This is a genomic window from Rhodococcoides corynebacterioides NBRC 14404, from assembly GCF_001894765.1.
Lineage (GTDB): Bacteria > Actinomycetota > Actinomycetes > Mycobacteriales > Mycobacteriaceae > Rhodococcoides > Rhodococcoides corynebacterioides.
In genome coordinates this window covers 23,960-38,646 of record NZ_BCWV01000006.1, presented here as the reverse complement: position 1 = coordinate 38,646, position 14,687 = coordinate 23,960, and the positions used below count along the sequence as shown (strand labels likewise).

Sequence of the window (14,687 nt, the reverse complement as noted above, 5' to 3'; positions counted from 1 at the left end):
GAAGATAACCGACAGGTCGGGAAACGCCCGGTATTGACGACGGTGATTCGCGGCGTGTCCGGTGCGTCCGACCGAGGGCTCGGCCACACTGGACCCCGTGATCAGAATCGGATTGACCGGAGGAATGGGCGCGGGCAAATCCACCGCCGCGCGAGCACTCGCCGACCTCGGTGCCGTCGTGATCGACGCCGACGCGATCGCGCGTGAGGTGGTCGAACCGGGCACCCCGGGACTGGCCGCGCTGACCGAACGATTCGGTGATCGCATCCTGGCCGACGACGGCTCGCTGAACCGACCGGCGTTGGGCGCCATCGCCTTCGCCGACGACGAGTCGCGGCTCGCGCTGAACGGCATCGTGCACCCCCTCGTCGGCGCGCGACGAGCCGAGTTGCTGGCGGAGGCCGCGCCCGACGCGATCGTCGTCGAGGACATTCCGCTGTTGGTCGAAACGGGAGCGGCGCCCTGGTTCCCACTCGTGATCGTCGTGCACCTCGACGAGGAGGAGCGCATCCGCCGGCTGGTCTCCTCGCGCGGGGTGGACGAGGCCGACGCGCGCTCGCGCATCCGGTCGCAGGCCACCGACGATCAGCGCCGTGCCGTCGCCGACGTGTGGTTGGACAATTCCGGTACCGCGGCCGATCTGGTCGATGCCGTTCGGACGCTGTGGGGCTCGCGCTTGGTGCCGTTCGAGCGGAACGTCCGTGACGGAGTCGTCGCTCGTCGGCCGGTCGCGATCGCGGCAGCAGACCCGACCTGGGGCGCACAGGCGGAACGGTTGATCGGCCGACTTCGCGCCGCGTGCGGTGAACGCGCCGTGCGGATCGATCACGTCGGGTCGACGTCCGTTCCCGACTTCCCGGCCAAGGACGTGCTCGACGTCCAGATCACGGTCCGCTCGTTCGCGGACGCCGACGCGCTGCGAGACCCGTTGATCGGCGCGGCCTTTCCCGTCCTGGAGCGGGCCACCACGGACGATCCGCACCCGTCTTCGGTGCCCGGTGAAGCCGACTCCGCCCTGTGGGAGAAGCGGATGCACGGCAGTGCCGACCCCGGACGACCGGCCTTCGTCCACCTGCGGGTCGACGGCTGGCCCGGACAACGCTTCTCCCTCATGTTCCGAGACCGGTTGCGGGCCGATCCCGAGGCCCGCGCGGAGTACCTCGCGGTGAAGGAACGGGCCGCGCGCGAGGTGGACGGGACGAGTGACCCGGCCGAGGCCGTCGCGGCGTACGCGGCCGCGAAGGGGCCGTACTTCGAGGGCATCTACCCCCGCGTCCTGGACTGGGCCGAGTCCACCGGCTGGCAGCCGGAGTGACCGTCAGCGCCAGGTGACGGGCATACCCCGGCCACTGAGCCAGGCGTCGAGATCGTGTCCGGCCGCGGCGATCCCGTCGAGTGCGTCCGCGGCGCGGGCCACGGCCGCTTCGGCCACGTCGTCGGGCAGCAGACCGGCGCGCACCGCGCCGAACAATTCGTCGACGTCGAGCAGGTCCTGTCCGCGACCGGTGCGGACGACGATGTCCAGATAGTGGTCGGTCGAGCGCCACACCGAGCCGTCGACGACGTACTCACCGACGTCGACGTAGCGGTCCTGATCGCGCCGGTGCTCGGGGACGAAGTGGAAGACGGTCGCGCGCAGACCGAGGTCGGGCAGGAGCCACGACTCGACGTAGTGGAACTGTCGATGATCGGCGGGGCGGGCCATGTACAGCCCCCACGGATGCGCCTCGTACACGTCGACGGGACGGACGAACCCCTTGGGATCGGTGTTGGTGCGCGCGAGCGTGTCGAACACTTCGACCTTGGGCGGATGCACGTGCACCTGCTTCGCGGACGTCATGCGTGGACCGTACCGGCGCGGCGACTCACGAGGGTGGTGGACCGAAGAGCGCCTTCACACTCTCCACCGTGTCGGCCTGCTCGGCGGTCTTGTCGTCGCGGTAGCGCACCACGCGGGCGAAGCGCAGCGCGATCCCGCCGGGGTAGCGGGTGGAGCGTTGCAGGCCGTCGATGGCGATCTCGACCACCTGGACGGGGTGCACGTGCACGACGTGCCCGGATCGGTGCGTTTCGAGGGCCAGGAAGCGCTCGGTCTGCCACGCCAGCATCTCGTCCGTCATGCCCTTGAACGTCTTGCCGAGCATCACGAAGCCGCCGGCAGGATCGACGGCGCCGAGGTGGAGATTGGACAGCAGGCCCGTGCGGCGCCCCGACCCCCACTCGACGGCGAGCACCACGAGGTCGACGGTGAAGACGGGTTTGACCTTGACCCACGCCGCCCCGCGTCGACCGGCCTCGTACGGCGCCGCGGGGTTCTTGATCACCACACCCTCGTGACCCGCGGCGACGGCCGAGGCGGCGAACCGTTCCGCCTCGGCGGCGTCGGCCGTGGTGAGGCGCGGGACACGATGCTCGGCGTCGACGAGACGGTCGAGCACGGCGATCCGGTCGGCCCACGGACGGTCCAGGAGATCGTCGCCGTCGACGTGCAGGACGTCGAAGAAGTACGGCGTCACCGCCACCCCGGTGGCCTGCGCGGTGCGCGAGGCGGTGTCCTGGAACGGGCGGGGTCGGCCGTCGTCGCCCAGCGCGAGTGCCTCACCGTCGAGCACCACCGAGCTCACCGACAACGAGCGGACGTACTCCACCACCTCGGGGAGCCGGTCGGTGATGTCGTCGAGACTGCGCGTCGCGACGGACACCTCGTGGCCGGTGCGGTGCACCTGGATGCGGATCCCGTCGAGCTTGGTGTCGAGGGCCACCGGCCCGCCCGCGGACCCGGCCGCCTTGGCGACCCCGTCGGTCACGGTGGGGGCGCTGGAGGCGAGCATCGGCGAGACGGGTCGCCCCACGGCGAGGCCGATCGACGCGAGGGCGTCCTCGCCGCCGGACACCGCGGCCTCCGCGGCGGTGGGTGTGGAACCGGACAGCATCGCGGCGCGCCGCACCGCGGCCAGGGGAAGAGCCGTCGCCGCGGCCACTGCCTCCTGCACGAGCGCGTCCAGGGCGCCTTGCCGCAGCTCACCGGTGACCAATCCGCGCAGCCAGGTCTGCTCGGCCGCGGTCGCACGGCCGAAGAGCCGTTCCGTCTCCTCCGCTCGCGCTCGCTGCGATCCCGGTCCCGAGAGCTCGGACAGGCGCTCGAACACGCCGTCGACCTCCGAGACGGACAACGTCGAGGCCTCCGCAGGACGGGGCAGTCGGGCGAGGCCCCGCCAGCCGAGACCGGTCCGCCGTTGGCGCAGCATTCCCGAGGCGTAGCGCACCACCAGTCCCACCTCGTCCGCGGCGCACTCGCGGATCAGGTCGGCGAGGGCGGCGACTTTCGCCTTGCGTGAACGCGTGGCGGCGACGGTGGCCGAGGTGTCGACGATGCGCGCGAGGTCCATGAGGCCATTCTGGACTCGGGGACCGACACCGGTGTCCGCTCCGGTCGGTTCCGGGCCCGGTTCCTGTCGGTGGTCGGGCCTACTCTGGTGTCATGGCATTTGCGGCTGAACAACCGGTTCTCGCGCACTCCGAGCACCGGCCCGTGAGCGAGATCGAGCGCAGTACCCGGCCCTTCGAGGTCGTCAGCGAGTATTCCCCGGCCGGCGACCAGCCGGCGGCGATCGAGGAGCTCGCCCGCCGGATCCGGGGCGGGGAGAAGGACGTCGTTCTCCTCGGCGCGACCGGCACCGGCAAGTCCGCCACCACGGCGTGGTTGATCGAGCAGGTCCAGCGTCCGACGCTGCTGATGGCGCCGAACAAGACCCTCGCCGCCCAGTTGGCCAACGAACTCCGAGAGATGTTGCCCAACAACGCCGTCGAGTACTTCGTCTCGTACTACGACTACTACCAGCCCGAGGCGTACATCGCGCAGACCGACACCTACATCGAGAAGGACTCCTCGATCAACGACGACGTGGAGCGCCTCCGGCACTCCGCCACGGCCAACCTGCTCTCGCGGCGGGACGTGGTGGTGGTCGCGTCGGTGTCCTGCATCTACGGTCTCGGCACTCCGCAGTCCTACGTCGACCGGTCGGTGTATCTGAAGGTGGGCCAGGACGTCCCGCGCGATCAGTTCCTGCGGTTGCTCGTCGACGTGCAGTACACCCGGAACGATCTTGCTTTCACCCGCGGATCCTTCCGGGTACGCGGCGACACCGTCGAGATCATTCCGTCGTACGAGGAACTGGCGGTGCGGATCGAGTTCTTCGGGGACGAGATCGAGGCGCTGTACTACCTCCATCCGCTCACCGGCGACGTCGTCCGGGAAGTCGACAGCGTGCGCATCTTCCCCGCCACGCACTACGTGGCGGGTCCCGAGCGCATGGAGCGCGCGGTCCGCGACATCGAGGCGGAACTCGAGGAGCGGCTGGCCGACCTCGAGAACAAGGGCAAGCTGCTCGAGGCGCAGCGGCTGCGCATGCGCACGCAGTACGACCTGGAGATGATCAAGCAGGTCGGTTTCTGTTCGGGCATCGAGAACTACTCGCGGCACATCGACGGCCGTCCCGCCGGCACCGCGCCCGCGACGCTGATCGACTACTTCCCGGAGGACTTTCTTCTCGTCATCGACGAATCGCACGTCACGGTGCCGCAGATCGGCGCCATGTACGAGGGCGACATGTCCCGCAAGCGCAACCTCGTCGAGTTCGGCTTCCGCCTGCCGTCGGCCACGGACAACCGTCCGCTGACATGGGAGGAGTTCACTCAACGCATCGGTCAGACCGTGTACCTCTCCGCGACCCCGGGCAAGTACGAGCTCGGTCAGAGCGGCGGCGAGTTCGTCGAGCAGGTCATCCGGCCGACGGGTCTGGTCGATCCCGAGATCGTGGTCAAGCCCACCAAGGGGCAGATCGACGATCTGGTGCACGAGATCCGAGAGCGCACCGAGAAGGACGAGCGCGTCCTGGTCACCACCCTGACCAAGAAGATGGCCGAGGACCTGACGGACTACCTCCTCGAGCTGGGGATTCGGGTGCGGTACCTCCACTCGGACATCGACACGCTGCGACGGGTCGAGTTGCTCCGCCAGCTGCGGCTCGGGGAGTACGACGTGCTCATCGGCATCAACCTGCTTCGCGAGGGCCTCGACCTGCCCGAGGTGTCGCTGGTCGCCATCCTCGACGCCGACAAGGAGGGCTTCCTGCGCAGCGGCACCAGCCTCATCCAGACCATCGGCCGCGCGGCCCGCAACGTCTCCGGCCAGGTGCACATGTACGCGGACACCATCACCGACTCGATGCAGTACGCGATCGAGGAAACGGAGCGGCGCCGCGCCAAGCAGGTCGCCTACAACGAGGAGATGGGCGTCGATCCGCAGCCGCTGCGCAAGAAGATCGCGGACATCCTCGACCAGGTGTACGAGGAGGCGGAGGACACCGACAACGTCGTCGACATCGGCGGGTCCGGGCGCAACTCCAGTCGCGGCCGCCGGGCGCCCGGCGAGGCCGGCCGGGCCGGCAGCAGCGGTGTGGTCGAGGGACGCGACGTGTCCACGATGCCTCGAGCGGAGTTGGCGGACCTGGTCAAGCAGCTCACCGACCAGATGATGAACGCGGCGCGCGAGCTCCAGTTCGAGCTGGCCGGGCGACTGCGCGACGAGATCCAGGACCTCAAGAAGGAACTCCGCGGGATGGACGCCGCCGGACTGTCGTGACGTACGACGGTCCGGCGACGGCCGGCTCAGCTGGTGATGTCCTTGGTGGCGAAGCGCCGCCACGCGACGATGCCGAAGAGCGTGGCGTAGGCCAGGGAGGAGAACGCGCCGTCGAGTAGGTCGTTCCACGACAGTGTGGGGGAGAGCACGCTCGTCCACGAGGTCGAGTAGTGCCCCGGCAGGGCGTTCCGCAGCGAGCCCAGGGCGGTGATCTGGTCCAGGATCTGCGCCACGATCGACACCATGACGGTGCCGCCCACCGCGCCGAGCGGAGCGTCGGTCGAGACGGACAGAGCCATCGCGAGGCCGGCCACCCAGGTCAGGTTGATCGCGATGAACACCACGCCGATCGCGAGCCGCCCCAGAGAGGTCCCGAACGCCAGCGAGTCCCCGAACGGGGAGACCAACGCGCCGAACCCGTAGAGCGCGCTGCCGAGCACGAGCGACACGCCGACCAGCGTGGCCAGCGCAGCGACGGAGAGAATCGCGGACACGATCGCCTTCTGTCGCAACAGACGTCCACGCGCGATGGGCACGGCCAGCAGGTAGCGCAGCGACGACCACGATGCTTCGCTGGCCACCGCGTCGCCGAAGAACAAGGCGACCACGACGATCAGCAGGAACCCCACCGAGACGAACAGCGCGAACACGGTGAAGTTCACGCCGCTCCGCGTGCCCAGCTCGATCAGGCTGCCGCTGGCACTGTCGGACTCCGACCCGCCGACCGCGAACGCCACGGCCAGGATCACCGGCAGCAGAGCCAGGAATCCCAGGGCCACCTGGGTCCGGCGGCGGGTGAACTGGCGGGTCAGCTCCGTGCGGACCGACAGCGTTCGACCCGCGTCGAAACCCGCGACCCGTCCGTCGTCGGACGGCTCGGCCCGAGGGTCGGCCGATCCGGACGGATCGGCTGCGGTGCTGCTCACGCGCGTGCTCCTGACGTCGTCGTCGGCTCCGGTCGATCACCGGACGCCGTGTCGTCGTGGACGAGTTCGAGGAAGACGTCCTCGAGGCGAGTGGACCGGGATGCCGACGACACCGCGACACCACCCGTCACCAAAGTCCGGACGGCCACGGCGGGATCCGTGGTGCCCAGCTGCGCCTTGACGGCTCCGGTGTCCTCGTCGACGAGCACCTCGCCCACCCCGTCGAGTGTCCGCAGCATCTCTGCGGCCTCGGACGGCCGGTCGACCCGGAACTCCACCGGACCGCTCGCACCGATCAGGTCCTCGACCGTCCCGGCGCTGACCACGACGCCCTTGTTCATCACGACGACGTGCGTGCAGGTCTGTTCGACCTCGGCCAGCAGATGGCTACTGACCAGGACCGTGCGACCCGTCCGTGCGTACCGGATGAGAACGTCGCGCATCGTGCGGATCTGCGGCGGGTCGAGACCGTTGGTCGGTTCGTCCAGCACCATGAGGTCCGGCAGGCCCAGCATCGCCTGGGCGATGGCCAGACGCTGCCGCATGCCCTGGCTGTAGGACTTGACCTTGCGGTCGACGGACCGGCCGAGGTCCGCGATGTCGAGCGCCTCCTCGAGGTGCGCGTCGGCGAGGGGGCGGCCCGTGGCACGCCAGTACAGCTCCAGGTTGTCCCGGCCCGACAGGTGCGGGAGGAAGCCCGAGCCCTCGACGAACGATCCGAGCCGCGACAGGACGGGCGCACCCGGCGTCACGGCGTGACCGAACACGCGGATCGAGCCCGCCGACGGGGTGATCAGCCCCATCAGCATGCGCAGGGTCGTCGTCTTGCCCGCACCGTTCGGACCCAGCAGTCCCAGGACCTGGCCGGTCTCCACGCGGAACGAGACACCGTCGACGGCTCGGAACCCGTTGGCGTAGTTCTTGGCCAGATCCGTGATCACGAGGGGAACGTCGCTGAGCTCGGGATCGACGTCCGCCGCCGTCCGTCGGCGCGCGCGGACGGTCGCGGCCACGGCCAGCGCCGCCACCAGGGCCGCGAGCGCCGCGATCCCGACGACCGGGACCACCGGGAACGACGACGTCGTGTTCTCGGCGGGCACCGTCGGGAGCGCCAGTCGGCCGTCCGTCAGGGCGACGGAGATCGCGGCGGGCTCGAGCGGGACGGCGTAGTTCTGATCGGTGGTGGCGAACGCCACCTCGATGCGGTGGCCGGCGGCGACCTGGTGGGTGATCGCCGGCAGCGACACCGTCACCGTCGTCGGGGCCGCCGACGGAGCCACCCGGACGGCCGAGACGAGGCCGGACGGGAGCGTCCGCCGCCCGTCGTCGGACACGTCGTAGAGCTTGGCGAACAGGACCGTTCCGCTCTCGGCGGTGGTCGGCCCGACCGTGACGTCGACGGTGGTCGATCCGGTGACGGTGTAGGACCGCTCGAGCGGCTCGGTCACGAACGATGCTGTCTGACCGGGCAGGTCGCCGGCGAGCAGCGGGCCCAGCGCGTCCGACGCCCCGCCGGGGAGACCGGAGAGCGATCCCACGCCGGGGAACGACGACACCGCGGACGGGGACGCGCCCGGTGGCCGGGCGACGATCTGCGTCGGGGTGCCGGTGGCGGAGGTGAGGGCGAAGTCCGTGCGCTCGGTGCCCGCCTCGCCGGACAGTCCGGGATAGCGCGCCGCGACGAGGTCCCGCGCGCGGTCGCCCTGATCCGTCGGGTCCCCGGCGAGCGTGTACGTGAACGACGGATCCGCCGGGTGGGGGTCACCGCTCAGGTGGTCGAGGAGGAAATCCGCGACGGCGGCATCCGCGACGGGCCCGGTCCCGCCGGCGTCGTGGCCGCCGTCGAACCACCGCACCTGGACGGAGCCGCCGGCGTCGGCGATCTGGCGCGCCGTGGCGTCGGCCTGTTCGAGGCCGAAGAGGCTGTCGCGCTGGCCCTGCACCAACAGGGTCGGCGCGGTGATGGACGCCGCGACCGACGACGGCGACCGTTGGCGCAGCAGCTCGGTGGTCTCGGCGGACGGTTGTCCGCCCACGGCGGACGTGGCATAGGCGGCGCAGACGTTCAGGGCGAATCGGCCGCACGCGGCCGCGGGATCGGACGGGTCGAGGGCCGGTGCGGATGCGCCCGCGCCCCCCGCGCTCGGACCCGAGGTGTCGCCACCGCCGCCGGCACCGGCCGGGAGTGCGCCGGCGCCGAAGAAGATGCCCGCCCACCCACGCTTGAGCACGCCTGCGTCACCGTTCTCGGACGGAGCGGGCGTCGTGGTGGGTGCTCCCGTTCCCACCGCGGCCGAGTAGTTGGGGAACAGGCTCTGGTTCAGGTCGTTCCACGTGATCGACGCGGCATCCGCATCGATCCGCGAATCGGTGCCCGCCGCCATCAACGCCAGCGCGCCGCCGTAGGACCCACCGGCCACGCCCACCCGGGGGTCGCCGGGGGAGTCGAGTTGCACCTCCGGTCGGGTGGCGAGGTAGTCGATCAGCGCCCGCGCGTCGGCCACCTCGCGGTCCGGATCGTTGAGTCCGATCCGCCCGGTGCTGGCGCCGAAACCGCGGGCGCTGTACGCCAGGACCACCACTCCACGGGACGCGAGGTCCCGCGCCTGACCGTCCACCGAAGTCTTGTCACCGCCGAAACCGTGGGCGAGGATCACCGCCGGGACGGGCTCGGACACGTCCGGGAGGTAGACCGTGGCGTCGAGTTGCACGGTGGACGACGATCCCGGTCCCTCCGGCACCTCGCGGACGATCTCCTCGGTGCGCACGGCCGTCGTGTCGGACGCGGTGGCACGGAGAGCCACGATGCCCACGATCGCCAGGACCACCAGGACGACGAGTCCGATCACGACGGGGCGCACGAGGGGAGAACGTCCGGACAGTCGGACGCGGGGACGGGGCATGGCATCGAATGTAGGCGAGCGGGCCGTCGGCTGCCGTCGTGGCCGACCGTTCGCCTGCCGAGCGACCCGCGGAGCGGAGGGCGACCGCCACGGAACGTAGTGGCTTACCCGAAGCCGTGTCGGGGCATTCGGCCTGCGACTAAGGTTCATCCGACACTCGACCACCGTCCGATCTCGGACCTTTCGTCTCGACAACGTCCTGTCGATCGACCCACTGGAGGAATGCATGAGCGCTTACCGCACCGTCGTCGTCGGAACCGACGGTTCCGATTCGTCCTTGCGGGCCGTGGAGAAGGCGGCGGCGCTGGCGGGGGACGCCGACGCCACCTTGTTCATCGCATGCGCCTACTACCCGGCGGACTCCAAGGCGTCCGGCCACGATGCCGACGTCCTCGGTGAGGACGCGTACCAGATCACGGGATCCGCTCCCACGCAGGAGATTCTGCGCACCGCGCGCGAGCGGGCGACGTCCGCCGGCGCCACGTCGATCGAGGAACGCCCCGTCGTCGGCAACCCCGTCGACGCGCTGCTCGAGCTCGTCGGCGAGACCAAGGCGGACCTGCTGGTGGTCGGCAACCGCGGCTTGAACTCGCTCACCGGTCGGCTGCTGGGATCGGTGCCGTCCGACGCCGCGCGCAAGGCGCGATGCGACGTTCTCATCGTGCACACCACGCGCTGAGGTCCGGGCTCGGAGACGTTCACCGCCCGCGCCGCTCCCGGCGTCGGGTGGTGAACGATCACCAGGGAGGCCCTGCAGTCGGCTTCACTACCGTCCCTACCGGCGGGCCGAATACGGGGGAACTTCGCCCAGAACGTCGGGCAGCGGGGTCGAGTGCACGATGCCGACCCGTTGCGTGGCGCGGGTGAGCGCGACGTAGAGATCGTTCAGTCCGCGGGCGGAGTCGGCGAGAATGCCGGCGGGTTCGACGAGGACGACGGAATCGAACTCCAACCCCTTCGCCTCGCGCACGGTGCTCACCGTGACGTCGTCGCTCGCCCAGTCGCGGAGCGACTCGACCAGGGCGGCAGGAGCCAGGACCGCCGACGTGCCCGGGCGCGGATGAGCGGCGACGTGGCGTCCGACCGCGGCCGAGAGCTCCTCGGCCGACACGAGGTCCGCCCACGGTGCGTCGGTGCCCTCGCGGACCGACCGGGGCGGGGTGGCCGTGGGGTCGAGTTCGGCCAGCACCCGGTGCGCGAGCTCCATGATCGCCGCGGGCGTGCGGTAGTTCACCGTCAGCTCGGTCAGCTTCCAGCGGCGCGCGACGTAGGGTCCGAGCACGTCCTGCCAGTTCGACGTGCCGGCGGGCGCACCGGTCTGGGCGACGTCTCCCACCAGGGTCATCCACCGGTTCGGGATGCGTCGCATCACCATGCGCCAGGCCATCGGTGACAGTTCCTGGGCCTCGTCGACGATGACGTGCCCGTAGGTCCACGTGCGGTCGCCCGCGGCGCGCTCGGCCGCGGTCAGTCGACGCGTGTTCTCGTGGCGTTGCGCCAGCCGGTCCGCGTCGACGAGGTCGTAGGCCATGAGGATCTCGGGGTCCAGCTCGTCCTCGAGGTCCTGCGGCGCCGAGCCGGTGAGGATGTCCAGCGCCCCCTGCGCGTCCTCGATCTCCGCGCGCCACCGGCGGCGCTCCCGCTCCCGCTCCGCGGCGTCGTCGATGCCGAGTAGTTCCGCCAGCTCGTCGAGCAGGGGAGCGTCGGACGGGGCGAAGCGCCCGTCGTCGGCGCGTGCGACGGCCTGCCGATCCGCGTCGGACCAGGTCGGTGTCGCGGTCCGGAGGCGCTCCGGAGACGCGAGGAGATCGGCCAACGCCTGCTGAGCGGTCAGCTCGGGCCAGAGGCGCGCCAGTTCGCGCTGGATGTCGGGGTCCGCGCGCATCTCGTCGCGGGTGTCGGCGAGATCGTCGCGACTGAGCAGGTTCGCCCCACCGAGCACGTCGCCGCCCACCTGCGCGGCGAACTGGTCGGCCAGCAGGTCGATCATCGTGGACACGAAGATCGGGCGCGCGAGGTTGTGCGGCCTGCGCGACGACCGCGCCCGACCGCGAGCGCGGGTCACGGTCTTCCGATCGATGCGCAGGGGATACCCGTCGAACTGCACGACGACGGGGTCCCGCGGCACCTCCTGACGGTCGCGCACGGCGGCGACGAGGACGTCGACGATCGCGAGGTCGCCCTTGAGTTCCGCCTCGCGAGCCGTCTCGGACCGGCTCGCGTCGACACCGGGGAAGAGCGTGCCGACGGTGGCCAGCAGCACTCCCGTCTCGCCCAACGACGGCAGCACCTGCCCGATGTAGTCGAGGAAGGTGGAGTTCGGGCCGATCACCAGCACGCCGCTCTTGTCGAGCTGCTGGCGGTACGTGTACAGCAGGTAGGCGGCGCGATGCAGCGCCACGGCAGTCTTGCCGGTGCCCGGTCCACCCTGGACCACCAGCACGCTGCGGTGGGTGGACCGGATGATGTCGTCCTGCTCGCGCTGGATGGTCTCGACGATGTCGGTCATGTGCCCGGTCCGCGCCGCGTTCAACGCGGAGAGCAACGCGCTCTCCCCGGCGACGCCGTCGCTGCCGATCTCGACGCCCGCGTCGCGGGCCGCGTCGAGGTCGAGGAACTCGTCGGCGACCCCGGTGACGGTGCGGCCTCGCGTGCGGAGGTGTCGACGCCGCCGCACGCCCTCCGGGGCGGCCGGAGTGGCCAGGTAGAAGGGGCGCGCCAGCGGCGCGCGCCAGTCGTAGAGGAGGGACTCGAAGTCGTTGTCCTCGTCGAGGATGCCGAGTCGCCCGATGTATCGCGGGGCGTCGTCCTCGTCGACGTCGATGCGGCCGAAGCACAACCCGTTCTCCGACGAGTCGTACTTCGCCAGATCCTCGGTGTACAGCGCGCTGAACGATTCCCGTTCGCTGCGGGCCTGCGGCGTCCCGCCGGTGTCGAGCAGCACGGTGCTCAAGCGGGATTTCGCGTAGGCGCGGAGCTCGTCGAGGCGTCGGTAGAGCACGTCGACGTGACGCTGTTCGGCCGCCAGCGCGGGGTCGACGGCGGGGGTGGGGCCGTCGGGTTCACCGGGGGACGAGGGGGTGGCCGGATCCGGCACTGGGCCTCCTGAGGGCGGAAACGAGAGCCAGAAGAGTCTACGGGCCGTCGCACACGAGAACGGCCGACGCCTCCGTGAGGAGGTCGTCGGCCGTCGTCGAGACTGTCGACCGGTCCGGTCAGACGTACTGGTGCACGGTGCTCTCGATCTGCGCACGGGCGTTCTTGGCACGCTTCTCCGCGTCCTTCAACGACGACTGAAGCTGCTTCTGCGCGTCCTTGCCGGCCGAGGCGTACTTCTTCTTGTACTCCTTGCGCGCCTGCTCGAGCTGCTTGCGGGCGTCCTTGCGCTGCTTCTTGGTGGCCTTGCGGGCCTTCTTGCCGTACTCGTCCAGCAGGTCGGACCCGTCCTTGCGGGCCCGCTCGGCCAGATCCGCACCGCGGGCGACGGCCACGTCGGCGTACTTGCTGCCCTTGTCCTGGGCGACCTCGGCGAGGTCGGCGGCGCGGGCGGCCGCGAGATCGGCCCACTTGGAGCTGCGCTCCTTCGCCAGCTCGGCCAGCTTCCCGCCGCGGTCCTGGGCGACGTTCGCGAGAACGGCGGCCTGCTCGGCACCCTTGTGTGCGGCGACCTCGGCGTAGGGCTGCACGCGCTCGGCCGCGACGCCGGCGAGTTCCTTCGCCTTGTGGCTCGCTGACGCCAGCGTGTCGGAGGTGTCCGAGGACGAGACCAGCGGCAGGGCTCCGGCGACAGCGACCTTGGCGTTGCGGGCGGCGCGCTTGCTGCGCCAGGCGACGGACGGCTTGCCCTCGGTGTCGACGGCGGCGATCAGCAGACCGCCGAGCAGGCTGACGTTCTTGAGGAACTGGGTGCGCTGCAGTGCCTTGGCCTCGGGGTCGGTCTCCTCCCAGAAGGCGTGGCCGGCGAGCGTCGTGGGCACCAGGCTGCCGGCGAGGACGGCGGACGCGATGCGAGGCGCCTTGCCCGTCGCGAGCAGGACACCGCCGCCGATCTGGATGGCCGCGTTGATCTTGACGAGCGTCTCCGGGTCGTCCGGAACGTTCTGGGTGACCTCGTCGGGGAGGACGTCCTGACTCTTGTCGATCAGCGGCTTCGCGGCCTTGGCTCGGCCGGACGGGTTGCGCAGTGCGTCCACGCCCCCCGCGACGAAGATGGATGCAAGCATCGGTCGGGCGATCCGGCGGACAATCACTGAGCCTCCTGCAGAACGGCGGTCTGGGACGGTGGAACGGGTGCGCGAACCGGCCGCCGTGAGGGGCGACCGGTCCGCATCACCGGTAGCAGTACCCCCGGGGGCCCCGGGTCAATCCCCGCGACGGGCGGCGCCCGATGTGACCGGTCACGGTCACCAGCCGCGCTCGCGCCATTCCGCGAGGTGGGGCCGCTCGGTACCGAGCGTGGTGTCCGTGCCGTGACCGGGATACACGACGGTCGAGTCGTCGAATCGCGCGAACAGCTTGGTCTCGACGTCGTTCAGCAGCGAGGCGAAGTTGTCGGGTCCGTCGGTCTTGCCCACACCGCCCGGGAACAACGAGTCGCCGGTGAACAGGTGGACGCGGCCGTCGGCCGGGTCCGTCACCGCCAGGGCGATCGAGCCCGGCGTGTGCCCGCGGAGGTGGATCACGTCGACGTCGACGTCGCCGACCGTCACTCGGTCGCCGTCGTGCAGCATCGTGTCGGGGGCGACGGGAAGCGGCTCCGCGTCGAGCGGGTGTGCCGCGGTGGGTGACGCCGTGGCGTCCACCATCTCCGCGAGGGCCTGCCAGTGGTCGGGGTGCTGGTGGGTGGTCACGATCAGCTCCACCCGCGGTACGGCGGTCTCGACGACGGAACGCAGTCTGTCGGCGTCGTTCGCCGCGTCGATCAGCAGCGCGGAACCCGTCCGGGAACACACGACCAGATACGCGTTGTTGTCCATCGGGCCCACCGAGGTCTTCACGATCGCGGCATGCGACAGCGTTCGCCGCTGTGCGGTGCCGTCGGACACGTCGCCGGTGTAGTCGTCGGACACGGTTCGCTCGGTGGGGGTCATGAGGGTGAGATTACCCACGCCGAGCCCGCCGAACAGCGGGCCGCAGCCGCACGAGCGACGACCGTGTCGGTGGTCCGGCTTATGGTCGGGGGCGGTGCCCGGCGACGAACTCGGTTCCGGACGA

At 70.7% G+C, this 14,687-nt stretch carries 10 protein-coding genes; 3 read left to right on the top strand and 7 right to left on the bottom strand.

Annotated elements, in window-relative coordinates:
- Nucleotides 1-97: 97 nt before the first annotated feature.
- Nucleotides 98-1,315 (top strand): dephospho-CoA kinase, encoded by a 1,218-nt coding sequence (gene coaE / locus RC2_RS14470; RefSeq protein WP_068152753.1) that lies wholly within the window; start codon nt 98-100, stop codon nt 1,313-1,315.
- Nucleotides 1,316-1,318: 3 nt separating this feature from the next.
- On the opposite strand, the gene RC2_RS14465 is transcribed toward coaE, so the two are convergent.
- Together RC2_RS14465 and RC2_RS14460 are read right to left on the bottom strand one after the other, a co-directional pair.
- Nucleotides 1,319-1,840, bottom strand: coding sequence for a ribonuclease FAU-1 family protein (locus RC2_RS14465; RefSeq protein ID WP_068152749.1), 522 nt, complete (start codon nt 1,838-1,840; stop codon nt 1,319-1,321).
- 25 nt (nt 1,841-1,865) lie between these two features.
- Nucleotides 1,866-3,389 carry an ATP-dependent DNA ligase gene (locus RC2_RS14460; RefSeq protein WP_068152748.1) on the bottom strand — a complete coding sequence of 508 codons (1,524 nt, stop codon included), beginning with the start codon at nt 3,387-3,389 and terminating at the stop codon, nt 1,866-1,868.
- A gap of 92 nt (nt 3,390-3,481) precedes the next feature.
- Between RC2_RS14460 and uvrB the strand changes: the two genes are divergently transcribed.
- Nucleotides 3,482-5,644 carry an excinuclease ABC subunit UvrB gene (uvrB, locus tag RC2_RS14455; RefSeq protein ID WP_068152744.1) on the top strand — a complete coding sequence of 721 codons (2,163 nt, stop codon included), beginning with the start codon at nt 3,482-3,484 and terminating at the stop codon, nt 5,642-5,644.
- A 26-nt stretch (nt 5,645-5,670) separates the two neighbouring features.
- On the opposite strand, the gene RC2_RS14450 is transcribed toward uvrB, so the two are convergent.
- Together RC2_RS14450 and RC2_RS14445 are read right to left on the bottom strand one after the other, a co-directional pair.
- Nucleotides 5,671-6,570, bottom strand: coding sequence for an ABC transporter permease (locus RC2_RS14450; protein WP_068152741.1), 900 nt, complete (start codon nt 6,568-6,570; stop codon nt 5,671-5,673).
- Complete coding sequence (locus RC2_RS14445; RefSeq protein ID WP_068152739.1) at nt 6,567-9,473, bottom strand: alpha/beta fold hydrolase; 2,907 nt, start codon at nt 9,471-9,473, stop codon at nt 6,567-6,569. Before RC2_RS14445 ends, RC2_RS14450 begins: the two co-directional genes overlap by 4 nt.
- Nucleotides 9,474-9,699: 226 nt before the next feature.
- Here RC2_RS14445 and RC2_RS14440 point away from each other — a divergent pair, with 226 nt between their 5' ends.
- A complete protein-coding gene (locus tag RC2_RS14440) occupies nt 9,700-10,152 on the top strand; it encodes a universal stress protein (protein WP_068101644.1) in 453 nt (150 codons plus the stop codon).
- A 96-nt stretch (nt 10,153-10,248) separates the two neighbouring features.
- On the opposite strand, the gene RC2_RS14435 is transcribed toward RC2_RS14440, so the two are convergent.
- The 3 genes from RC2_RS14435 to RC2_RS14425 form a co-directional block, all read right to left on the bottom strand.
- Nucleotides 10,249-12,501: a HelD family protein gene (locus tag RC2_RS14435; RefSeq protein ID WP_072681590.1), complete on the bottom strand. Its 2,253-nt coding sequence runs from the start codon at nt 12,499-12,501 to the stop codon at nt 10,249-10,251.
- A gap of 187 nt (nt 12,502-12,688) precedes the next feature.
- Complete coding sequence (locus tag RC2_RS14430) at nt 12,689-13,723, bottom strand: DoxX family membrane protein (RefSeq protein ID WP_072681559.1); 1,035 nt, start codon at nt 13,721-13,723, stop codon at nt 12,689-12,691.
- 153 nt (nt 13,724-13,876) lie between these two features.
- On the bottom strand, nt 13,877-14,563 hold the full coding sequence (locus tag RC2_RS14425) for an MBL fold metallo-hydrolase (RefSeq protein WP_068152975.1): 687 nt from the start codon (nt 14,561-14,563) through the stop codon (nt 13,877-13,879).
- Between the last annotated feature and the right edge of the window lie 124 nt (nt 14,564-14,687).

What these genes read in the sequence shown, in the direction of transcription:
- RC2_RS14465 (WP_068152749.1), bottom strand. Translation starts at nt 1,840, where the DNA reads ATGACGTCCGCGAAGCAGGTGCACGTGCATCCGCCCAAGGTCGAAGTG.
- RC2_RS14425 (WP_068152975.1), bottom strand. Translation starts at nt 14,563, where the DNA reads ATGACCCCCACCGAGCGAACCGTGTCCGACGACTACACCGGCGACGTG.
- uvrB (WP_068152744.1), top strand. Translation starts at nt 3,482, where the DNA reads ATGGCATTTGCGGCTGAACAACCGGTTCTCGCGCACTCCGAGCACCGG.
- RC2_RS14460 (WP_068152748.1), bottom strand. Translation starts at nt 3,389, where the DNA reads ATGGACCTCGCGCGCATCGTCGACACCTCGGCCACCGTCGCCGCCACG.
- RC2_RS14440 (WP_068101644.1), top strand. Translation starts at nt 9,700, where the DNA reads ATGAGCGCTTACCGCACCGTCGTCGTCGGAACCGACGGTTCCGATTCG.
- RC2_RS14445 (WP_068152739.1), bottom strand. Translation starts at nt 9,473, where the DNA reads ATGCCCCGTCCCCGCGTCCGACTGTCCGGACGTTCTCCCCTCGTGCGC.